A 21,523-nucleotide genomic window follows, 5' to 3' on the forward strand; every position below is an offset into this window, starting at 1 on the left:
GAGAGCGCCATGACCGCCACGTACACGTTCGACGTCTTCACCAGCCTCGACGGCTTCGGCGGCGCGAGCAGTGAGTGGGGCGGCTACTGGGGCAAACAGGGCCCCGAACTGCTCGCGCGCCGCCTCGCCCTGTACCAAGCAGATCAGCGGATGGTGTTCGGCGCCAACACCTATCGCACGTTTGTGGAGTTGCTCGCCGCGGGTGACCAGGATCTGCTCGATCCGTGGGTCACCCGGATGCGCCACCTGCCGGCGACCGTGGTGTCCTCGACACTGAAGGAGCCGCTGGAATGGCCGGACGCCACCGTCGCACACGGTGACGCCGTCGATGTCGTGGCCCGGCTCAAAGAGGAGTCGGCCGTGCCGCTGCGCTCACACGGCAGCCTGTCGATGAACCGCGCGCTGATGGCCGCAGGCCTGGTGGACTACCTGCAGGTGACGATCTTCCCCGTGGTCACCGGACAGACCGGCGACGATCCGATCCTGCGTGGCGCAGCCGATTTCGATCTCGAACTCATCGAGACCCGCACGCTGGACGGCCGCACCCAGGAACTCACCTACCGGCCGACGGTGCACTCACCGGTGGATCAGGCCTTGGCCTTGGGGTGAGCCGCGGCCATCTCAAGGATCCGCACGTAACCGGGCAACTGCCAGGCCGCCCGTCCGATGAACAACCCCGTGACGTGATCGATGCCCAGCAGATCTTCGGCGTTGTCGGTGTTCACCGACCCACCGTAGAGCAATCCCATTGTGCGACACCCGTATTCGCGTGCCAGATCATCGAACGGCTGCCGCAGTTCCTCGACGGTCGCCGGGCGACCGTTCTCGCCGATCGCCCAGATGGGCTCGTAGGCAATGAGAACGCGGGCCAAATGCTCGTCGGTCAAACCCTCCAGGGCGCCTGCGGCCTGCTCGAGGATGAAGCGCGACGACTCACCGGCCTGCTTGGTCTCGGCGCTCTCGCCGATGCACAGCAGCGGCACCAGACCGTGATGCAGCGCCGCGGCCACCTTGAGCCGTGTGGTCTCGACGGTCTCACCGAAATGCTCACGACGCTCGGAGTGCCCGATCTCGACGATCTGCGCGCCTGCGTCCTTCGCCTGCGCGACGGAGACCTCACCGGTCCATGCGCCGTGGTCCTCCCAGTGTGCGTTCTGCACCCCGAGCAGCACGGGCGAGTCGTCGCCCAGCGCGTCCCGCACCGTGGTGAGTGCGGTGAACGACGGGATGATGAACGGCTGGACGCCGGCCGGCGGCTTCGCCGCGACGTACTCGGCCAGTTCGCGGGCGTAACCACGCGACTCGGCGAGCCCCTTGTTCATCTTCCAGCTGGTGCCGATCCACAGCTGTGCGGCGCCGAGCGCCCGAGCGTCAGGCACCCTCGTACGCGCAGATGTCATTGACCTTCGCGGCGGACGCCGATTGCGGATCGAACTCGAGGCCCAGCCACTCCTTCACCAGGGCGCGCGCCAGCTCGAGTCCCACGACGCGTTCGCCCATGCACAGCACCTGCGCATTGTTCGACAGGACGGACCGCTGCACGGAGTACACGTCGTGTGCCGTAACGGCGCGGATGCCCTTGACCTTGTTGGCCGCGATCGCGACACCGAGGCCGGTACCGCAGATCAGCAGAGCCCGGTCGGCCTCGCCGCGTGCGACCTTCTCGGCGGCAGCGACGGCGACGTTCGGATAGGAGGTGGTGTCGTCGACACCACCGACGCCGACGTCCTCGACGGACGCGACGCGGTCGTCGGCCTCGAGGTCCTTGCGCAGGGCTTCCTTGTAGTTGAATCCGGCGTTGTCGCCGCCGATGACGATCTTCAACGCCATGGTGCTCTCCTTCTCCTCTGAGTTGTTGTGGTCGGTCGGGCCGCTCACCGGGTGAGGTGCTCGCCCAGCGCCTTCATCAGCATGGCGAAGGACAAGGCCCCGGGATCGGGCGTGCCGACGCTCTTCTCCCCGAGTACCCGCGCGCGGCCACGTCGAGCCGTGATGTCCGCAGTTTTTTCGGCGGCCTCGCGCGCCTCCCGGGCGGCGCTGGTGATCGCCGGTCCGGCCTGGGTGTCGAAGGCCTTCACCAGGGCATCGCGAAAGGGAACGGCGGCGTCGACCATCGTCTTGTCACCCGGCTGCGCGCCACCGAGGCGCAGGATGGCATCGATCCCGGCACAGATCGCGTCGACGGCGGCCTGTTCATCCGCGCCGTCGGTGTCGCTGAAGACGCCGCCGGCGCTGGTCAGCGCCGCGCCCCACAGCGCACCCGAGGTTCCGCCGGCCGCGTCGGCCCACGCCTGACCGGCCAACAGCAGCGTGGTCCGGGCGCCGGCGTTGCGGTCCACGGCGTCACGCGCGGCCTGCGCGGCACCCCGCGAACCGAACGACATGCCCTGGCCGTGGTCACCGTCGCCGGCGACCGCGTCGATGCGGCCCAGCTCGGCCTCGTTGTCGGCGCACACCTGCTGGAAGGTCTCAAGAACGGCAACGATGTTGCGGGCACACTCGCGCGAGCCCTCACTCGCCTCCGGGATCGTGGTCTCCGCGGCGTCCCAGGTGGTGGTGCGTGGTGTGCGGTCGACGGCAGGCATCGCGCCGCGGCGGTAGGCGGGGGTCTCGACGGGTGCGGTCCACAGCCGTTCGAGTTCGTCGTCGAGGAACACCATGGTGAGCGACACACCGGCCATGTCGAGGCTGGTGACGAACTCTCCGACCTCCGGGCGCACAACGGTGAATCCTTGCTGCGCAAGGCGTTCGGCGATGCGGCCGTACACGACGAACAGCTCTTCGTACTTCACGGTGCCCAGGCCGTTGAGAATCACGGCCACCCGGCCGTCGTACCCGTTCTCACCGCGCGGCGGTTCCTCGGCGGTCACCTCGTCGAACAGCATGTCGGCGACCTCGGCCGCCGTGCCGAGGCGGTTGTCGCGGACGCCGGGTTCACCGTGGATGCCGAGTCCGACGCCCATCCAGCCTTTTTCGACGTGGAACAGCGGTTCGGTCGCGCCGGGCAGCGTGCAACCCTCGAAGGCCAGGCCGAACGAGCGGGTCGCGTCGTTGGCCTTCCACGCCACGCGCTCGGCCTCGTCGAGATCGGCACCGGCTTCGATCGCGGCACCGGCGATCTTGAACACCGGCAGGTCACCCGCGACGCCGCGGCGGTCGCGGTGGTTCTCGGGGCTGTTGGAGGCGATGTCGTCACTGACGGTCACGATGCGCACGTCGATGCCCTCGTGCCGCAGCTTCTCGGCGGCCAGGCCGAAGTGCAGGACGTCACCGGCGTAGTTGCCGAACCCGAGGATGACGCCGCCGCCGTTCTCGGCGTTGCGCACCACCGAGTAGACCTCGGAGGCCGACGGCGAGGAGAAGATGTTGCCGCACGGCGCGCCGTGGCCCATGCCGGGGCCGACCCAGCCTGCGAAGGCCGGGTAGTGGCCCGAACCGCCGCCGATCACCAGCGCGGGTTGTCCCTTCGGTGTCTCGGTGGACCGCACGACACCGCCGGGCACCTCGGTGAGCAGATCGGGGTTGGCGGCCACGAGACCGCGCACCGCCTCGTCGGCGAAGTCGTCCGGAGAGTTCAGGAGGTACGTCATTGTTCCGTCCTTCTGGCAAATGGGACCGATCGGGGCGCAGCGGGCGCTGCGTGACTCGGTACGCGTGCCACGATCCTATAGGATTTGGGTCACTAAGTCTGTACCCGGGCGGTCCAGGCGTGCTCGGCCCTGGCCTGTTCGGACAACGCGCGCCGCTTCACGCTGCTGATGTGCCCATGCATGATGCGGTACACCTCGGGCCCGTAACCACGGCGGAACGCCTCGAGCAGTTCCCGGTGCTCGGCGATCGCGAACTCGGAGTCCTGCACCCCCACCCCGATGAACAGCCGGAACCGCTGGCCGTGCCCACCGAGTGCGTCGTACACGCGCAGAAGTGCAGCGTTGCCTGCACGTTCGGCGATCAGCCGGTGGAACTGCTCGTCAGCGCGGTGGTAGCGCCTGATCGCGGCCGCGTCCGCGGTGTGCGGTGCGCGCTCCTGCTCGTCGACCGCTTGCGCCAGCGCATCGAGCCACTCGGGATCGGCGTGGTTGCACGCGAGTTCGGCCAGTTGGGGCTCGATGAGCAACCGGGCGTCCATGATGTCGGCGATCTCCTTGGCGTCCGGCATCTCCGGCACCCGGTATCCGCGCATGGCGACACGGACAACTAGACCCGTCGACTCCAGGCGGGCCAGCGCCTCACGCACCGGGGTCTGCGAAACACCCAGGTAGCGGGAGGTTCCGTCGATGCTGACGGGGTCGCCCGCCTTGAGCGTGCCGTTGAGCAACAGCTCCATCAGTCGCTCGTAGACCTGGTCGACGAGCGTGCTGCGCACCGGCCGCGCCTCGGAGTCCCGGCCTGGTTCCACGTCGGTGTCCGAATCGGTTCTCATGTCGGATCGCAGGCCTGCCCTCGCTTCGTTCTCCACACTCACGCCTCTTTCGCATCCGCGCGGTCCCATTGGCTGCCGAATGCGCCGGGCGCAAGTTTTGCGCCGTCAGACGTCGCTGAATCAGGAAGCGAAGTTTACCCGGCGTTGACATAACGGGGTCGTACCCCTATATCCTATGTGATTTAGCGACGTATTTGTGACACAAACCACTTGGAGGACCAGGGATGTACTCTGCTCACACCTGGCCGATCGCGGCGAACATGCTGGGATTCGGCAACCGAGCGCCCGACGGCGGCCACATCAAGGACGCCCCGGCCGGCGTGTGGGCGAAGCAACTGCGCCAGGTGCGTGAACTGGGCTTCGACCACATCGATCCCACCGACGCCTGGGTTCCCCTGGCGGCGTTGTCGGACAGCCGCATCGAGGAGTTCCGCACGGTCCTCGCCGACGAGGGCCTGGCGATCTCGTCGATCTCGATGACCCGCAGCTCGATCGTCGATGTCGAGAACGGCGAGAAGAACCTCGCCGACGCCCACCGGCTCATCGACCTCGCGCCCTCGTTCGGGGCGACCATCGTGAACACCGGCTTCATGCAGGCGCTCACCCCCGAGCAGGAAAAGCAGATCTGGTTCTGGCTGGTACAGGGCCACGTCGACGACCCCGCCCTGCGCGACCTCGCGATCGAACGCGTCCGGGAACTCGGTGATCACGCCCGCACCAACGGGATTCAGCTGAGCCTCGAGATGTACGAGGACACCTACATCGGCACCCCGGATGACGCGGTGGCGTTCATCAAGGACGTCGACCACGACGCCGTGGGCCTCAACCCCGACCTGGGCAACCTGGTCCGGCTGCACCGGCCCATGCCCCACCCGTCCGAGATGTACGCGAAAGTGCTTCCGTACTCGAACTTCTGGCACATCAAGAACTACTCGCGCGATTTCGACCCGGCCACCGGCGCCTACAGCTCCGCGCCGCTGCCGTTGAAGTACGGCTACGTCAACTACCGCCAGATCATCCGTCTGGCACTCGAACTCGGCTACACCGGCCCGTTCTGCTGTGAGCATTACGGCTCCGATTCCCTCGGCGTGTGCGCCGAGAACCGCGAGTACATCCTGCAGGTTCTCACCTCCGCACTCGCCTGATCCCACCACCTTCGAAGGACATCTCATGCGCAAGATCAACACCGTCACAGTCGTCGGCGCCGGGTACATGGGCGGCGGCATCGCCCAGGTGCTGGCCCTCAACGGATTCAAGGTCCAGATCGCCGACGTCAACGACGAGGCCACCCAGGAGGCGCTCAAGCGCCTCGACCGGGAGGCACGGGAATTCGAGCAGCAGGGCCTGTTCGGGCCCGGCAGCGCCGACACCATCATGAGCAACCTCACGGCCAGCGACAGCCTGGACGACGCCGTCTCCGACGTCGACTACGTGATGGAGGCCGTTTTCGAAGACGTCGACGTCAAGAAGGAAGTGCTGGCGCGCGTGTGTGCGAGCGCTCGCCCCGACACGATCATCGGCACCAACACCTCCACCATCCCGGTCAAGGTGCTGGTCGACGCGGTAACCCACCCGGAGCGGTTCCTCACCGTGCACTTCTCCAACCCGGCACCGTTCATCCCCGGTGTGGAACTCGTCGCGGGCGAGGCCACGACCCAAGAGGTGATCGACTCCGTCAAGGACCTCCTGGCACGTGCCGGACGTGAGGGCGCCCAGGTGGCCGACACCCCGGGTATGGCGCTGAACCGCCTGCAGTACGCGCTGCTCAAGGAGGCGACGCTGATCGTCGAAGAGGGCGTGGCCACCAAGGAGGACGTCGACACCATCGTCCGCACCACGTTCGGCTTCCGGCTCGGGTTCTTCGGCCCGTTCGCCATCGCCGATCAGGCGGGGCTCGACGTGTACGTCAAGGGTTACCACACCCTGGAGAACGCATTCGGTGAGCGCATGGCCACCCCCAAGCTGCTCACGGACAACGTCGACGCCGGCCGTTACGGCACCAAGAACGGCAAGGGCTGGACCGGCGACTTCGACGACGAAACCAAGGCTGCGGTCATCGCATACCGCAACAAGGCCTACTCGCGCATGGGCGAACTGCTGCGCGAACTCGGACCGGCCCCCAAGGGCGCCTGACACCGCTCGACCGGCCGTCGCCTCCTGTGTCGGCCGCCTTCCCGCTCACCGAAACTGAAGGGTCCCCATGGACGAGATAACCCTTGCGGAGCGGCCTGCCGCCCTGCTTGTCGTCATCGCGCTTGTCGCCATTGCGGTTCTGCTCTTCCTGATCATCAAGGTCAGGCTGCACGCGTTCTTCTCGTTGATCGTCGTCAGTGTGCTGACCGGCCTTGCGGCGGGCATCAGCATGGGCGATGTCATCAATGTCGTCATCGCCGGCTTCAGCAACACCGTCGGCAGCGTGGCGCTACTTGTCGGGTTCGGCGCCGTCCTCGGGCGACTGGTCGAGATGACCGGTGGCGCACAGGTTCTCGCCGACAAGATGCTCGACCGTTTCGGTGAGAAGAGGGCGCCGCTGGCACTTGCCGTGGCGTCGCTGTTCTACGCGTTCCCGATCTTCCTCGACGCCGGCTTCATCGTCATGCTGCCGATCATCTACACGGTGGCACGGCGTCTGGGCGGATCGTTCATGCTGTACGTGCTGCCGTCCATCGGCGCGTTTCTGATGATGCATGCGCTGACCCCGCCGCACCCCGGTCCGACGGCCGCGGCCACGGTGATGGGCGCCGACGTGGGCATGGTGGTCATCGTCGCGCTACTGGTCGGCCTGCCGACCTGGTACCTCGCGGGCTACCGGCTCAGCCTCATCATCGCCAAGCGCTACCCGAACATGCCGGTGCCGAACCTGCTCGGTGAACCCAAGGATTATCCGGAGGACGAGCGGCCCGGATTCTGGACCGTGATCCTGGTTCTGCTGCTTCCGTTGGTGCTGATCTTCTTCAACACGGTGTTCTCGACCCTCGAGGCCGATGGCGCGGTGACGAAAGACAATATCTTCTTCCAGCTTTCACGCCTGATCGGCACCACCTCGATCGCGCTGTTGATCAGCGTGCTGCTGGCCATGGTGCTGCTGTACATCCGGCCGCGCCGGCGCCGCAACGAACGGATCGGCGGGCTACTGGAGGACCTCGTCGACGACGCGCTGGCACCGGTCTGCTCGATCATCCTGATCACCGGTGCGGGCGGGGCGTTCGGCCGCATCCTCACCGAGACCGGGATCGGCAAGACCCTCGCCGACGGCCTGGACGCCTTCGGGCTGCCGGTCATCCTCGCGGGCTTCCTCATCGCGATCGCCTTCCGCGTCGCGCAGGGGTCGGCCACGGTCGCGGCCACCACGGCGGGTTCGATCATGGCCCCGGCGGTCGCGGAGCTGAACCTGACCGGTGTCGCGCTGGCAGCAATCGTCGTCGCCATCGCCGCAGGCTCGATCACGTTCTCGCACGTGAACGATTCGGGGTTCTGGTTGGTCGGCCGCTTCTGCGGTTTCGACACGGTCACCACGTTGAAGACGTGGACTGTGGTCGGCACAGCCATCGGGTTCATGTCGTTCGTGCTGGCCACGGCGGTCTACCTGGTCGCAAGCTGATTCACCCCACGACCGGTCGGCTATCCGGTGAAGCCTTCACCCGATGTCGACCGGTCGTGGTGGGTGTAGGTCAGCGGGATCTGGCGGCCCGCGGCGATCTTGTCGAGCATCGCGATGCGCTCGCGGGCGGCCGCTCCGGTCCGCTTGCGGTGCTCGCGAATGGGATTCGACCACGGAACGCGGTCGGCCAGCATCGCGACGCGGACGTTGAGCTTGGTCAGCCGCTCGAAGTTCTTCACCCGGCGGCGGATGTCGTAACCGAGCGGCTCGAACATCGTGTCCTTGAGCATGGCCTCGATCTGCCCGTAGCCGAACACCACGCCGGCAGGCGCGAACGCGATGGTGGCGGTGATGGTGTTGGCGTACTTGTAGATCACCTTCTTGAGCAGGCCGGGCAGTGTGTCGGTGAGGGTCTGCAGATGTTCCGGGCCCGCGACGGCGTCGACGAGTTCGGCGCGCCACGGTGACGGGTTGCCACCGCGGGCGAGAACGTAGTTGAGCGACTTGATCAGCTCGATCCCGTTCGGGGAGTAGAGACGTTCGGGCGCGCCCCACAACCGGCCGGAGAACGACGAGTACTCGGCGAGATCCTCCAACTGTTGCGGCGTGAGCTTGCGGCCGAACGCGTGGTCCACCAGGCGGCCGAGCAACATGCCACTGCCGAATCCGAGCAGCGACGTCACCGGAATCGGTTCGCCGAATTTCAGATACAGGTCGTCACCCCATTTGCGCCGCAGACCACGGCTGGCCAGCGCGTGCATCAACCGCACCCGCACGACGTCACAGAAGGCCTCCGAGTGCCGGTCGAAGATCTCCGGCAGCGTGAATTCCGCGAACACCCGGGCCGTTTCGATGAACCGCCGCGGTCCGTCGTCGGCGAAACGTCCGGTCGCCCCGGTGGCCGCGGAGATGTCGCCGGTCATCGCGGTCTCGTACACCGCCCACGCTCGGATGATCGTGGTCGCGGCGATCGTGCTCGACATCGCCAGCATCCGGCCGCGTTCGGCGGCAACAAGATCGAACTGCTTGGGCAGGTTGTCGAGGTGTTCGAAGAGGTCGACGAGTTCCTGCGGCGGGTTTTCGACGGTGTCGATGCCCTGTGTCAGCGCCTGTTCGAACATCGCACGGCCCTGTTCGTGTCCGATGCGTTCGAAGGCGTCGACGACGCCGATCATGTGCTCGTCGCCCTGCCAGAAGTAGTCGTCGCGCAGGCGGGTGAGTTCGTTGGGTTCGACCTCTTTGTCGACGTCGATCCACTCCCCGAACATGATCTCGCGCATGCGGCGCCACTGGTCGGCGAAGTGGTCGCGGCCCGGCGGGATGGGCCGCAGAGGCCGATCGGGGTGGTCGCGGCGGTTGAAGTCGACGTCGGTGAGGATGATCTCGGGACGCTCGCCGGTCACAGTCATGCAGCCACCCAACCTGGATAGAGGACAGTGATCGAGACGTTAGCTCAGCTGACCGCAGATGTGAACCGTCATTCTCGAATGGTCGATCACCTTCCGGTGCCGTTGTCGGCGGCCCACGACGCCAGGATCCGCAGCGACTCCTCCGCGGGTGAACCCGGTTGCGACTGGTAGACGACCAATTGTTGCCCGGGACTGCCCGAAACCGGGAACACCTCGAAGTGCAGATCGATATCGCCGATCACCGGGTGATGTAGCCGCTTGATCCCGTGCGACAGCTCGAACACGCGATGGTCGGCCCACCCGCGCCGGAACTCCGGGCTCTTGGCGGTCAGCTCACCGATCAGTGTCTGCAACCGCGCGTCTTCAGGGTGGTCCAGAAAGTGCCGCCGCAAGGTGGAAGCAACGTTCGCGGCCACGGTGTCCCAGTCGACGTAATGAGTGCGCGCCGCCGGATCGAGCAGCGCCCAGTGTGCGAGGCTGCGCGCGTTGCCGGTCTTGCGGGTGAAGTCGGCCAGCAGCGCCCGCGCGAGATCGTTCATGTCGAGGACCTCCATGCCGACCCCGAGGACGTAGACGGCCCGGTCGGGTACGGCCCGTACGAGATCCCGGATGGTCGCCCGGACTTTCGCCCGAGAAGCCTTGGGTGCGCGATGAATTCGGGCGTCTCGTCGCGACAACAGGTCGAACAGGTACGTCCGCTCTGTCTCGTCGAGCTGCAACGCGTCGGCCAGTCCCGCGATCACGGCGTCCGACGCCGACCGCACCTTGCCCTGTTCCATCCGCGTGTAGTAGTCCACGCTCACGCCGGCCAGCGCCGCGACCTCGCTGCGCCGCAAACCAGGTACCCGCCGCTCGGCGACCCTCGCCGCGGCGGGCAGCCCGACGCTGTCGGGCCGCAGCCGTGCCCGCGCAGCACGCAAGAAACCCGCGAGCGCCTGCGGCAGCGCCTCCACCGGCCGTTGCTCCATGAACCCAGGGTCGCACGCGGATCGTCGCAGGTCCTGCCCGTGGGTAGCCCAATTCGACCTAGGCAGCACACGGCACCTTCGCCCGTTTCCACCCGGTGGCAATCGACGTTGACTGGAAACGCAGGCAAGCCCAACCAGCCAGCCCAACCAGCGAAGGAGCCAATGTGCCGGACCGGCAGTACACGCGGTTCCGCCTCGTGCGGAACCGCGCGGTTCTCCGGGTGGTGTTCGACCACCCGCCGATGAACCTGTTCGACCAGACCATGATCAGCGAGTGCAGCGCGTTGTTGGATGATCTGCGCGCCGACCGCAGCGTGCGGGTGGTCCTGTTCAGCAGCGCCGGTCCCGACTTCTTTCTCGGCCATGCCGATCTGTCGCTGTTCTTGGCGCCGCGCGAGGGCGTACCGCCGAAACCGGTCCGACTTACTTTGCTGCAGGATCTCTTCGAGCGTCTGCGCACGGTGCCGCAGGCGACGATCGCGGTCGTCGAGGGCAGGGCGACCGGCGCCGGGGTGGAACTCGTGACGTCGTGCGACATGGCGTTCGCCGCGCGCGGGAGGGCCGTGCTCACATTGTTCGAAACCGCCGTCGGTGTGCTTCCCGGCGCGACCGGCACCCAGCGGCTCCCCCGGCTGATGGGTCGGCAACGGTCCCCCGAGATCGTGCGGATCCCCCGTCATCGTGCCCATCCCGGGCACCACCTCGACCGGTCATCTACGCGACAACATCTCGGCGGCCTAAGTATCCGACCGCCTCACCGATGCCGAGGTCGCCGCACTCACCGCGGTCGAGGACGAACAGGGCGCAACCCTGGGCACCATGCCCGGCCGGATGCTCGACGCGTTCACCCGCGCGATCGGTGCGTGAGTGGATGAGTGTCAGGCGCAACCGCACGAATTGCGGTGGTGGAACGTCGTCGGCACCCGGATGTGCTGCGCTGCACCGTCATCCCCCTGGATACGTCGCAGCAACAGTTCGACCGCGGTGGCACCGATGGTCTCGACGTCCTGCGCGGCCGCGGTGAGCTTGGGCTCGAACAGATCCGACCACTCGAAGTCGTCGTAGCAGACGAACGCCACATCCCCCGGGATCGACAGTCCCAGACGGCGGATCGCCTTGAGGGTGCCGATGGTCATGGCGTTGTTCATCGACACCAGCGCGGTCGGGCGATCGGCGCTCGACATCAGCGCGTACACGCCGCGCTCGGCGGCCTCGGTGTTGGATTCACCGTCGACGATCAACGACGCGTCGAGGTCGATCCCGCGATCGGACAGCGCCGCGACGTATCCGTCGAAACGTTCGGTGGTCGACGAAATCCCGGCGAGACCACGCACCACACCGACCCTCGTGTGCCCGATGTCGAGCAGATGGTCGGTCAATGCCTTCGCCGACGACTCGTTCTCCGGGCCCACCTGATCGCTCTCGATGTCGGCGCCGCGGTCGATGAGCACCAGAGGCGTTCCCGCACGCGCGATCTCAGGAAGGGAGGCGCGCTCCGACCCGGCAGCGGGCGCTACGATCATGCCGTCGACCTTGCGGCCGAGAAGCGAATCGACCACGCGCTTCTCGGATTCCGCCTCGTCGTGGGAGTCACCGACGATCAGCACGTACCCGGCGTCGGACAGTGCCCGCTCGACGGCGTGCACCAGGCTCCCGAAGTAGGGGTTGGTCAGCGCCGAGATAGACAGGCCGACGGTGTTGGTGCGTCCGGCGGCGAGTGCCCGCGCGACGACATTGCGCCGGTACCCGGTCTGCTCGATCGCCTCCTCGACGCGAAGCCGGGTCTCGGCATTGACCTTGCGCGTGCCGTTGAGCACGTGCGACACCGTGGATGTCGACACGCCGGCAAGCCGGGCGACGTCATCCATCGTGGTCACGGCACACGCACGATCCGGTCCGCGCGACCTGCGGTCGACTCGATCAGCTGCGCGTTGCGCTCGTCTGGCCCGAGTGCCCAGCGTTCGGCGTCCTGCGGGGATTTCCCGAACGCCTCATGACGACGCCGCAGGCGGTCGCGGCGGACCTCGGTGTCGAGCGTCAGGAACCACACCTCGTCGATGCACGACCGCGCCGTCGGCCACGCATCACGGTCCAGCAGAAGGTAATTGCCCTCGGTGACCACCAGCGGCACCGTCGACGGAACCGGGATCGACGAGGCGATGGACTCCTCGATCTCCCGGTGGAACCGCGGTGCGTACACCACCGGGTCACCGACGCGCTGCGCCCGCAGCGTAGCGATCAACCGCGCGTACCCGCCGTCGTCGAAGGTGTCGTGTGCGCCCTTGCGGTCGCGCCGGCCGAGGTCGATCAGCACCTCGTTGGCCAGGTGGAAGCCGTCCATGGGAACCAGAACGGCGACCTCCGGTCCCAGCGCGGCCACAAGTTGTTCGGCGACCGTGGACTTCCCGGCCGCCGGCGCGCCGGTGAGGCCGAGGATGCGGCGTTCGCCGGGAACGACGAGTGCTTTCGCCCACTCGACCATCTGGTCCAGTGTGGCCTCCTGCACGTCCTGCACGTTGGTCACCGTTCTCGCTTTCGAATCTGATCGGGGAGTTTGCTCAACCACGCCCGTGGCCCGACCACCGAACACCGTAATGCCGCAACGCGCGACGAGCGATCGATGCGCTCGGCAACACCGCTGTCGGAGCGCGTCGAATAGTAGGCGTACGCGCCGTGGAACGCGTCACCGGCACCCAGGGTGTCGGCCACCGTCACCGGCGGCACCGGCACCTCACCGGATTCACCGCCGGACCACCACGTGACGGGATCGCCGCCGTGCGTGATGACCACGGTGCGGACACCGCTTTCCACCAACGCCGCAGCCGTGGCGTCCGAGGTGTCGGCGCCGGGTGTGCGGAAGTCACCGGAGCACACCATGTCCGAGACGTAGGGGACGAGGTCGGCCATCACGGGTTTCCATCGCCCCGCATCGACGACGACGGTGGTCCCGCGCTCGTACGCGTGCTGTGCGGCGGCGCGGGCCAACAGCGGATGGTGGCCGTCGACCAACACCACGTCGGCGGTGTCCACGTGGTCGCCGAGGTCCTCCGGCGGCGTTGCGTCCGACGTCACGGCATCGGACGAGATCACCGACCGGTCGCCGGTGGATTCGACGACGGCGACCGACGAGACGGGCACGGGCCGAACCGAACCCGCTGTCGCGTCGATGACGCTCACGCCGCACACGGTCAGGTCGGCGCGGATCAGATCAGCAACCGGATCATCACCGAGGGCCGTCACCAGCGTCGCCTCGCCGCCCAGTGCGGCGAAGGTGACCGCGGCGTTTGCCGCAGGCCCACCCGCGGCGACGAACTGCGCGGCCGAGGTGATCTTCTCGTTCACCGCAGGCGGTTTCGCGATGCGATGGATCACATCCAGCGTCGCCAACCCGACGAAGACCCCGACCGGGGCCCGCCGCGGGTTTTCCTCAGAGACCGGCGCGTTCCTCATCGGTCGGCTCCTCCGCACCGGTCATGAGCGCGACGACCTCGGACATCGAGCGCTTCTTCGGGTCGACGACTCCGGCACGCTGCCCGAGTCGGTGGATGTGGATCCGGTCGGACACCTCGAACACGTGCGGCATGTCGTGGCTGATGAGCACCACCGGGATGCCGCGGTCGCGAATCGATTTGATCAGGTCGATGACCTGACCGGATTCCCGCACGCCGAGGGCCGCGGTGGGTTCGTCCATGATGATCACGCCCCGGCCGAACGCCGCGGCCCGCGCCACCGCGACGCCTTGGCGCTGCCCACCGGACAGTGTCTCCACGGCCTGGCCGACCGACTTGATGCCGATCTTCAGGTCCGCGAGGTGCTGCGAGGCGTCCTGGCGCATCCTGGGCATGTCCAGCCGGCGGAAGAGCCTGCCCGCGACGCCTTTTCGACGGACCTCGCGGCCGAGATACAGGTTCGAGGCGATGTCGAGGGCAGGCACGACCGCGAGGTCCTGGTACACCGTCTCGATGCCCGCGGCCCGGGCGTCGCGGGTGTTCCGGAACGACACGGGTTCGCCGTTCATCAGGATCTGTCCCGCGTCGGGCACGATGGCCCCCGCCAAAGCCTTGATCAGGCTGGACTTTCCGGCACCGTTGTCGCCGACGACCGCGAGGACCTCCCCGGCGCGCAGTTCGAAGTCGGCGCCGTTGATCGCGGTCACGTTGCCGTATCTCTTGACCAGCCCGCGGGCTTCGAGAACGGGTGCGCTTGCTGTACCGGTCACCGTGATCTCCTCCGCGCGAATTGATCCACCGCAACGGCCACGATCACGAGGATGCCGGTGGCGATGTTCTGGTAGAGGCTGTCGACGCCGGCCTGGGTGAGGCCGTTGCGCAGCACCGCGACGATCAGCATGCCCACGAGCGTGCCGCCGACACCGCCGCGTCCGCCGAACAGGCTGGTGCCGCCGATGACCACCGCGGTGATGGTCTCCAAGTTGGCGTTCTGGTACGCGTTGGGGTCGGCGTTCGGGATGCGGCCCAGCGCGGCCCACGCCGCGATCGCGGCGATCACCCCGGTGACGAGGTAGACCGAGAACAGCACCCGGCCGGACTTGACGCCGAGCAGGTCTGCCGACTGCGGATTGCCGCCTACGGCGTAAACGTGTTTGCCCCATGCGGTTTGGGACAGCGCGTACCACACGACGGCGTACACCAGCAGCATCGCCACCACGCCGTACGTCGTGGAGAACGACCCGATGCGAAACGACGTGCCGAGGAAGGTCAGCGGGCCTGGCTCCACGCGGTAGGTCTCCGACCCGGCGAGCAACCGGGTGCCGGCCAGGATCGCGGTGAAGGTTCCCAGCGTCACGATGAACGGCGGCAGGCGCAGGGTGGTGACGAGCCCGCCGTTGATCGCGCCGAACGCCACGCACACCAGCAGCGTGGCGCCCAGCGCGAGGAACGGCCCACCGGAGCCTGCGGTCTGGGCCATCACGATCGTGCCGAACACGGCCACCGCGCCGATCGACAGGTCGATGCCCGCGGTGAGGATGATCAGCGTCTGGCCGACGGCGAGGATGCCGACGACCACCGACTGCTGCAGGATCAGCGACACGTTCTGTGGGTTGAGGAACGAGTTCGAGATGGAGCTGAAGACGATGATTGCGATCACGAGCGCCACCAGCGGGCCGACCAGCGGTTCACGCAGGAGGGTGCCCACGTTGATCCGCTTGGCCGCCGGTGGCGGTGGCGTCGCGGGAGCGGTTGCGGTCACAACGGTCTCTGAGGTTTCGGCCATCTCAGCCCCAGCAGTTCTGCTCGCCCCATGCGGTGTCCTTCGACTCGAGCCCCGGCATCGGCTTGTCGGTGATGAGCTCTGACCCGGTGTCGTTGAACCCGCTGGGCTTGGTGCCGTCCTCGGCGAACTTGACCACCGCCTGCACACCCAGCTCGGCCATCTTCGCCGGGAACTGCATGACCGTCGCGCCGATCTTTCCGGCCTTCACATCCGCGACACCCGTGCAGCTTCCGTCGATGGACCCGATGGTGACCTGGTCTGCGCGACCGACAGCCTGGATCGCCTGGTAGGCGCCGGCCGCCGCGGGCTCGTTGATGGTGTAGAGCGCGTTGACGCCCGGGGCGCGCTGCAGCAGGTTCTCCATGGCGGTCTGGGCCTTGGTCTGGTCGCCGTTGGTGTTCTCCTGGCCGACGATCTCCGGTGAGTTGTCGGTGAGACCGAAGCCCTCGAGGAATCCGTCGTGGCGGAAGGTGTCGACGGTGCCGCCCGGCGTGCCGTCGAGCATCACGACCTGGGGCGGGGTGTTGCCCAGCGCCGCCTTGACCCACTTGCCCTGGGCCACGCCCGCGGCCTTGTTGTCCGTCGCGAATGTGGCGTCGACGGCGTCCTCGGGGTCGGTGGCGGTGTCGAGCGCGATGACGACGACGCCCGCATCACGTGCCTTCTTGATGGCGTCGAGCACGCCGGTGGAGGAGTTCGGGGTGATCAGGATGCCTTTGACGCCCTGACCGACCATGTTCTCGATGGCCGTGACCTGGCCTTCGTTGTCGCCGTCGAACGCCCCGGCGACCGCGATGAGTTGCGCGCCGTCCTTGTCGGCCTGCGCCTGGGCGGCCTCGCGAAGGTGCACGAAGTAGGGGTTCGAATCGGTCTTGGTGATCAGACCGACCTTCACGCCGTCGGACCCGGAGCCGCCGCAGGCGGTCATCCCGAGAACCAGCGAGCCTGCCATGAGGGCAGCTCCGACCGTGCGGGTGTTTCTGGTGACCTTTCTGAACATCTGGACTCCCTCGTCCTGGTGCGGCGCCGGGCGCGCCGCGTGCTGTGCATCACACTAGACGGCGCGCAAGCGCTTGCGTAAGCGCTTTCGCGAAGTTTTTCGGACTTTTTCGATCAAGCTCCTCATGTCGCCCGGCGGCGCCGCGCGTAACGCCACGGTGGAACAACGCGCCGCAGGCCGCCACTGCGTCACGCGCGGCGCGTTACCGTCGATCGGTGAGGCTGTCCCGGTCGCGCCTTCTGGTGCTCTGCGCCATCGGTGCTGTCGCGGTGGCCACCTCGTGCGGTCGGCCCGCACCCGCGCCCCGCGAACCGGTCCCGCCGACCAGTACGGCCACCGCCTCGCCGACCGCGCCTCCGCCGCAGGTGACCCAGCCCGTGACACCGACGGGTGACTTCTCCGCGGTCACCTGGCTCGTCGACGCCGCCGTCGCGGCACGCCGGTTGCCGGGTGCGGTGGTCCAGATCGGGCACGCGGGCAAGATCGTGTTCCGCGAGGCGTTCGGTGTGCGCAAGCTCGACGGCGAGCCGGGCCTGGACGGTTCCCCGTCACCCGCCGAACCGATGACCGAGGACACCCTCTTCGACCTGGCGTCCCTGACGAAGAGCATCGCGACGACCACGGCCGTCCTGCAGCTCTACGAGCAGGGCAAGATCCGCCTCGACGAGCCCGTGCAGACGTACCTGCCGGACTTCAACCCCACCGCCGATCCGCGCCGCGCGCGGGTGACGTTGCGCATGTTGCTCACTCACACGTCGGGTATCGCGGGGGACCTGAGCCTGGACGGGCCGTGGGGGCTGACCGCGGCCGACAAGGCCGAGGGCGTCAAGCGTGCGCTGGCCGCGTGGGTGGTGTTCGAGCCCGGCGCGATGTTCCACTACTCCGACATCGGGTTCATCATCCTCGGCACCCTGGTCGAGAAGATCACCGGACAATCCCTGGACGGCTACGTGCGCAAGCATGTGTTCGCACCGCTGCACATGTCCGACACGTACTACCTGCCCGCAGCGAACGCGTGCGGACCGCACGAGATACGTGGCAACGCACTGGTTTCCGACCCGGACGGACCGCGGGCGACCGACTGCCCGGCCGATTCCTGGAGCACCGGCCTGCTGACTCGCGTCGCCCCCACCGCGCTGGACGAGGACACTCCTGGCATCAACCCGCATTTCGGGCTGCCGCTGCGCGGGACCGTGCACGACCCGACGGCACGCCGCATGGGCGGGGTGGCCGGGAGCGCAGGCGTGTTCACGACAGTCCACGACCTGGGCCTGTTCGCGCAGGCACTACTGGACCGACGGGCCAACCGCCCCAGCACTTTTCCGTTGCAGCAGGCCACGGTCGAATTGATGACCACACCGCAGCAGCCCGGCGCCGGACCGGATCTGCGTGGTCTGGGCTGGGACATCGACACGCCCCACTCGCGACCACGCGGCACAGTGCTCCCGGTCGGCAGCTTCGGCCACACCGGGTTCACCGGGGTCTCGATGTGGATGGACCCGGGGTCGGACACCTACGTGATCGTTTTGGCGAACGTCATCCACCAGCGCGGCGGCCCGCCGATCGCGACGCTCAGCGGTGAGGTGGCCACGGAGGCCGCACGTGCGCTGCACCTTTACGGCACCTGATCCCCAGGACTTTGTCCACAGCCCCTCATGCCTTTGAGCTGCACCGACGTCGAATTACACACATGTTATTCACAACCGGTCACGCCCCGGCCAGGCGCGCGGCCAGGTACGGCGCGGTGCGGCTCGCGGTGCACGCGGCGACCACCTCGGGGGTCCCGGCCGCCACCACCGTGCCGCCGTCATCGCCACCACCGGGGCCCAGATCGACGACATGATCGGCCCTCGCCACCACCGACATGTCGTGCTCGGCCACCACCACGGTGTTGCCTGCATCGACCAGGCGGTGCAGTTGACGTTCCAGCAGTTCGACATCGGCCGGGTGCAATCCGGTGGTGGGTTCGTCGAGCACGTAGAGGGTGTGGCCGCGTTTGGCGCGCTGCAGCTCAGAGGCCAGCTTGATGCGTTGTGCCTCACCGCCGGACAGCTCGGTGGCCGGTTGTCCCAGCCGCAGGTAGCCCAGGCCGACCTCGCGCAGCGTCGTCAAACTTCTTGCCGCGCCGGGTAGATCGCTGAGGAACTCGGCGGCCTCGTCCACGGTCTGCGCCAGCACGTCGGCGATGGTCCGTCCGCGGTAGGTGACCTCGAGTGTCTCGTCGGAGTAGCGGGCACCGCCGCAGGCCGGGCAGGTCGCGTAGGTGCCGGGCAGGAACAGCAATTCGACCGCGACGAATCCCTCACCCTGACAGGTGGCGCAGCGGCCCTCCGCGACGTTGAACGAGAACCGGCCCGCGCTCCAGCCTCTCTTGCGTGCTTCCGGGGTGTCGGCGAATGCCTTTCGGACCGCGTCGAACAAACCGGTGTAGGTCGCGAGGTTGGATCGCGGGGTGCGTCCGATGGGCCGCTGATCCACGGTGACGAGGCGATCGATGATCTCGGCGCCCTCGACCGACACACCCATACTGGCGTCGACGTCGATGTCGAGCAGTTCGGCCTCACCGTCGCCGGCGTCGTCGGGGGTCTCGACGGACTTGCCCAACTGCCTGGCCATCACGTCGCCGAGGACCTTGCACACCAGCGTCGACTTTCCCGATCCGGAAACACCGGTGACCGCGACGAACGCGCCCAGCGGGATGTCCACGTCGACGTCGTGCAGGTTGTGGAATGTGATGCCGCGCAAGCGCATCACGCCGACCGGCGTACGCGTCGATCTGTCGGCCTGCGCGCCGTCGGTGAACAGGTAGCGCCGCGTGACCGAGGACTCGACGTCGGCGAGACCCGCGACCGGGCCGCTGTAGAGCACCTCGCCGCCCCACTCCCCCGCGCCGGGACCGACGTCCACCACCCAGTCCGCGCGTCGCACCACGTCCATGTCGTGTTCGACCACGAACAGCGAATTGCCCGCGCGCCGAAGGCGGTCCAGCACGTCGAGCAGCGGTTCGGCGTCGGCGGGGTGCAGGCCTGCCGACGGCTCATCGAGCACGTACAGCACGCCGAACAGTCCGGCCCGCAACTGGGTCGCCAGGCGCAGGCGCTGCAGTTCGCCGGGTGACACCGACGGTGTGCGTCGGTTCAGGCTCAGGTATCCCAGCCCGAGGTCGACGAGCACCCCGATGCGGGCCACCAGATCGGCCGCGATCATGGTCGCCACCTCGGTGAATTCGCCCGACTCGGTCGATTCGTAGGCCGCGGCGAACTCGGTGCGGGTGGCCGCGGGTGTCAGGACCTCGGCCAGCGTGGTCAACGGCAACGCCACCAGGTCGGCGATGGTGCGGCCCGCGAACGTCACCGCGAGCGCCTCGGGACGCAGGCCCGAACCGTCGCAGACGTGGCAGTCGACGCTGTTGACGTACTGCAGCACCCGGCGTCGCATCGCCGCGCTCTGCGAGTTGGCCAGCGTATGGCGGACGTGCCGTTCGGCGCTGGAGAACGTGCCGTTGTAGTAGTAGTCCGCGGTCACGGGGTGTTGGCTGGGGTCGATCTCGACCGTGGGCTGATCCTCGGTGAACAGGATCCATTCCCGTTGCCGCTTGGGCAGTTTGCGCCACGGCTTGTCGATGTCGTAGCCCAGTGTGATGAGGATGTCGCGCAGGTTCTGCCCCTGCCAGGCGCCCGGCCACGCCGCCACCGCGCCTTCACGGATGGTCAGCGACGGGTCAGGGACCAGCGTCTCCTCGGTGACCTCGTGGATGCGGCCGAGGCCGTGGCACTGCGGGCACGCCCCGATGGTGGTGTTCGGCGAGAACGCGTCGGAGTCGAGGCGTTCCGTCGCACCGGGCGGATAGGTCCCGGCGCGGGAGAACAGCATGCGCAGCAGGTTCGACAGTGTGGTGACGGTGCCGACGGTCGATCGTGACGTCGCGGTCCCACGTCGTTGCTGTAGCGCCACGGCCGGCGGCAGGCCCGTGATGTCGTCGACCTTCGGCGCGTCCTGCGGCAACAACAATCGGCGCGCGTACGGCGCGACCGACTCGAAGTAACGGCGCTGGGCCTCGGCGTAGATTGTGCCGAACGCGAGCGAGGACTTCCCTGATCCGGACACGCCGGTGAACGCCACGAACGAGTCGCGCGGCGCGGCGACGTCGACGGTCTTGAGGTTGTGCACGCGGGAGGCGTAGACGCGTATGTACGGGTCGGGTTCGTGCGTGTCTGGTCCGGCGTTCACCGGGACCATTGTTCACGAGTGTGCGCTGATCAGGTCGGCAACTTGATCATCGAGGCGTACATCTCGACCATCGGCCGGTAGAGGTCGACGTTGTCGAGTTCGCTGCTCAGCACCACCGAATCGCTCGTCGCGACCAGCGCGTGGGCAAAGGTCTCCGGTGAGATCAGTAGCGTGGCACCCAGTTTCTCGATGCTCGCGACGATGAAAGCGGTCAACTGCGCGACCACCTCCGATCTCTTGGCGGCGACGCGGTCGCGCGCCTCGGGGTTGCGCTTGAGGTAGAGGGTGAACTCCAGGCCGAGCGCGGCCTGCTCGGCGCCCCGGTCGACGCTGAGCTGACGCCACCGCTTCGCGATCTCGTCGAGTTCTCGCGCCCCGACGCTGGCGGCCGAGGCCATCACCTCGGCGAAGTTGTCGAAGTAGCGCCGCCAATAGCGGTCGCTGACCGCCAGGAACAGGTCCTCCTTGGTGGCGAAGTGCTTGTAGATGGCGCCCTTGGTGTAGCCGGCCGCGAACGCGATGTCATCGAGTGTCGCTGCGGTGAAGCCCTTTTCACTGAACACGTTCTCAGCCGCGTCGAGCAGCAGCGAGCGCGTGTGCTCGAGGCGTCGCTCACGGGTCCAGCGCTCAACCATGGCAGAAGTCTGCCACAGGATT

The 21,523-nt window shown here is 67.6% G+C and carries 20 protein-coding genes; 6 read left to right on the forward strand and 14 right to left on the reverse strand.

Translation table 11 applies throughout. The annotated features are described in order from the left end of the window. Positions 1-9: 9 nt before the first annotated feature. Positions 10-609 (forward strand): dihydrofolate reductase family protein, encoded by a 600-nt coding sequence (locus AT701_RS33170; protein WP_003898165.1) that lies wholly within the window; start codon positions 10-12, stop codon positions 607-609. Here the strand turns inward: AT701_RS33170 and lerI are convergent. The 4 genes from lerI to AT701_RS33190 form a co-directional block, all read right to left on the reverse strand. Then, positions 588-1,379, reverse strand: coding sequence for an L-erythrulose 1-phosphate isomerase (gene lerI / locus AT701_RS33175; RefSeq protein ID WP_003898166.1), 792 nt, complete (start codon positions 1,377-1,379; stop codon positions 588-590). The genes AT701_RS33170 and lerI overlap by 22 nt on opposite strands. Then, on the reverse strand, positions 1,372-1,830 hold the full coding sequence (gene derI2 / locus AT701_RS33180; RefSeq protein ID WP_011731539.1) for a D-erythrulose 4-phosphate isomerase DerI2: 459 nt from the start codon (positions 1,828-1,830) through the stop codon (positions 1,372-1,374). The genes lerI and derI2 overlap by 8 nt, the downstream gene beginning before the upstream one ends. A 44-nt stretch (positions 1,831-1,874) precedes the next feature. Next, on the reverse strand, positions 1,875-3,590 hold the full coding sequence (gene lerK / locus AT701_RS33185) for an L-erythrulose 1-kinase (protein WP_058127414.1): 1,716 nt from the start codon (positions 3,588-3,590) through the stop codon (positions 1,875-1,877). Positions 3,591-3,682: 92 nt separating this feature from the next. Further along, positions 3,683-4,423: a GntR family transcriptional regulator gene (locus AT701_RS33190; RefSeq protein ID WP_223495948.1), complete on the reverse strand. Its 741-nt coding sequence runs from the start codon at positions 4,421-4,423 to the stop codon at positions 3,683-3,685. A 224-nt stretch (positions 4,424-4,647) separates the two neighbouring features. On the opposite strand from AT701_RS33190, the gene AT701_RS33195 reads away from it, so the two are divergent. The 3 genes from AT701_RS33195 to AT701_RS33205 all read left to right on the forward strand — a co-directional run bounded on the left by AT701_RS33195 (position 4,648) and on the right by AT701_RS33205 (position 8,024). Next, positions 4,648-5,568 (forward strand): sugar phosphate isomerase/epimerase family protein, encoded by a 921-nt coding sequence (locus tag AT701_RS33195; RefSeq protein WP_003898170.1) that lies wholly within the window; start codon positions 4,648-4,650, stop codon positions 5,566-5,568. Between the two features lie 25 nt (positions 5,569-5,593). Then, positions 5,594-6,556, forward strand: coding sequence for a 3-hydroxyacyl-CoA dehydrogenase family protein (locus AT701_RS33200; RefSeq protein WP_058127415.1), 963 nt, complete (start codon positions 5,594-5,596; stop codon positions 6,554-6,556). 67 nt (positions 6,557-6,623) lie between these two features. Then, the gene (locus tag AT701_RS33205) at positions 6,624-8,024 is read left to right on the forward strand and encodes a GntP family permease (RefSeq protein WP_058127416.1); all 1,401 of its coding nucleotides are present in this window, start codon (positions 6,624-6,626) and stop codon (positions 8,022-8,024) included. A gap of 20 nt (positions 8,025-8,044) precedes the next feature. Here AT701_RS33205 and AT701_RS33210 read toward each other — a convergent pair whose 3' ends face one another. Further along, positions 8,045-9,433, reverse strand: a complete 1,389-nt coding sequence (locus AT701_RS33210) for an oxygenase MpaB family protein (protein ID WP_058127417.1) — start codon at positions 9,431-9,433, stop codon at positions 8,045-8,047. Positions 9,434-9,519: 86 nt separating this feature from the next. Beyond that, on the reverse strand, positions 9,520-10,401 hold the full coding sequence (locus AT701_RS33215; RefSeq protein ID WP_223495951.1) for a helix-turn-helix transcriptional regulator: 882 nt from the start codon (positions 10,399-10,401) through the stop codon (positions 9,520-9,522). 164 nt (positions 10,402-10,565) lie between these two features. On the opposite strand from AT701_RS33215, the gene AT701_RS33220 reads away from it, so the two are divergent. Next, a complete protein-coding gene (locus AT701_RS33220) occupies positions 10,566-11,276 on the forward strand; it encodes an enoyl-CoA hydratase/isomerase family protein (protein ID WP_223495954.1) in 711 nt (236 codons plus the stop codon). 3 nt (positions 11,277-11,279) lie between these two features. On the opposite strand, the gene AT701_RS33225 is transcribed toward AT701_RS33220, so the two are convergent. Genes AT701_RS33225 through AT701_RS33250 form a run of 6 tightly spaced genes read right to left on the reverse strand, consistent with a single transcriptional unit; the run spans position 11,280 to position 16,636 of the window. Next, entirely contained in the window at positions 11,280-12,278 is a 999-nt protein-coding gene (locus AT701_RS33225) for a LacI family DNA-binding transcriptional regulator (RefSeq protein ID WP_003898179.1), read from the reverse strand. Continuing rightward, a complete protein-coding gene (locus AT701_RS33230; protein ID WP_003898180.1) occupies positions 12,275-12,925 on the reverse strand; it encodes a nucleoside/nucleotide kinase family protein in 651 nt (216 codons plus the stop codon). Before AT701_RS33230 ends, AT701_RS33225 begins: the two co-directional genes overlap by 4 nt. Beyond that, positions 12,922-13,851 carry a PfkB family carbohydrate kinase gene (locus AT701_RS33235; protein ID WP_058127418.1) on the reverse strand — a complete coding sequence of 310 codons (930 nt, stop codon included), beginning with the start codon at positions 13,849-13,851 and terminating at the stop codon, positions 12,922-12,924. Before AT701_RS33235 ends, AT701_RS33230 begins: the two co-directional genes overlap by 4 nt. Further along, positions 13,829-14,620: an ATP-binding cassette domain-containing protein gene (locus tag AT701_RS33240; RefSeq protein ID WP_003898182.1), complete on the reverse strand. Its 792-nt coding sequence runs from the start codon at positions 14,618-14,620 to the stop codon at positions 13,829-13,831. The genes AT701_RS33235 and AT701_RS33240 overlap by 23 nt, the downstream gene beginning before the upstream one ends. Continuing rightward, on the reverse strand, positions 14,617-15,636 hold the full coding sequence (locus tag AT701_RS33245; protein ID WP_058127419.1) for an ABC transporter permease: 1,020 nt from the start codon (positions 15,634-15,636) through the stop codon (positions 14,617-14,619). The genes AT701_RS33240 and AT701_RS33245 overlap by 4 nt, the downstream gene beginning before the upstream one ends. Position 15,637: 1 nt before the next feature. After that, entirely contained in the window at positions 15,638-16,636 is a 999-nt protein-coding gene (locus tag AT701_RS33250; protein WP_011731545.1) for a substrate-binding domain-containing protein, read from the reverse strand. Between the two features lie 215 nt (positions 16,637-16,851). Here AT701_RS33250 and AT701_RS33255 point away from each other — a divergent pair, with 215 nt between their 5' ends. Next, positions 16,852-18,264: a serine hydrolase domain-containing protein gene (locus AT701_RS33255; protein WP_058127420.1), complete on the forward strand. Its 1,413-nt coding sequence runs from the start codon at positions 16,852-16,854 to the stop codon at positions 18,262-18,264. Between the two features lie 79 nt (positions 18,265-18,343). Here AT701_RS33255 and AT701_RS33260 read toward each other — a convergent pair whose 3' ends face one another. Then, entirely contained in the window at positions 18,344-20,866 is a 2,523-nt protein-coding gene (locus AT701_RS33260) for an excinuclease ABC subunit UvrA (protein WP_011731547.1), read from the reverse strand. A gap of 29 nt (positions 20,867-20,895) precedes the next feature. Beyond that, the gene (locus tag AT701_RS33265; protein WP_011731548.1) at positions 20,896-21,501 is read right to left on the reverse strand and encodes a TetR/AcrR family transcriptional regulator; all 606 of its coding nucleotides are present in this window, start codon (positions 21,499-21,501) and stop codon (positions 20,896-20,898) included. Positions 21,502-21,523: the final 22 nt, after the last annotated feature.

Origin of the sequence: Mycolicibacterium smegmatis, from assembly GCF_001457595.1 — a bacterium.
Lineage (GTDB): Bacteria > Actinomycetota > Actinomycetes > Mycobacteriales > Mycobacteriaceae > Mycobacterium > Mycobacterium smegmatis.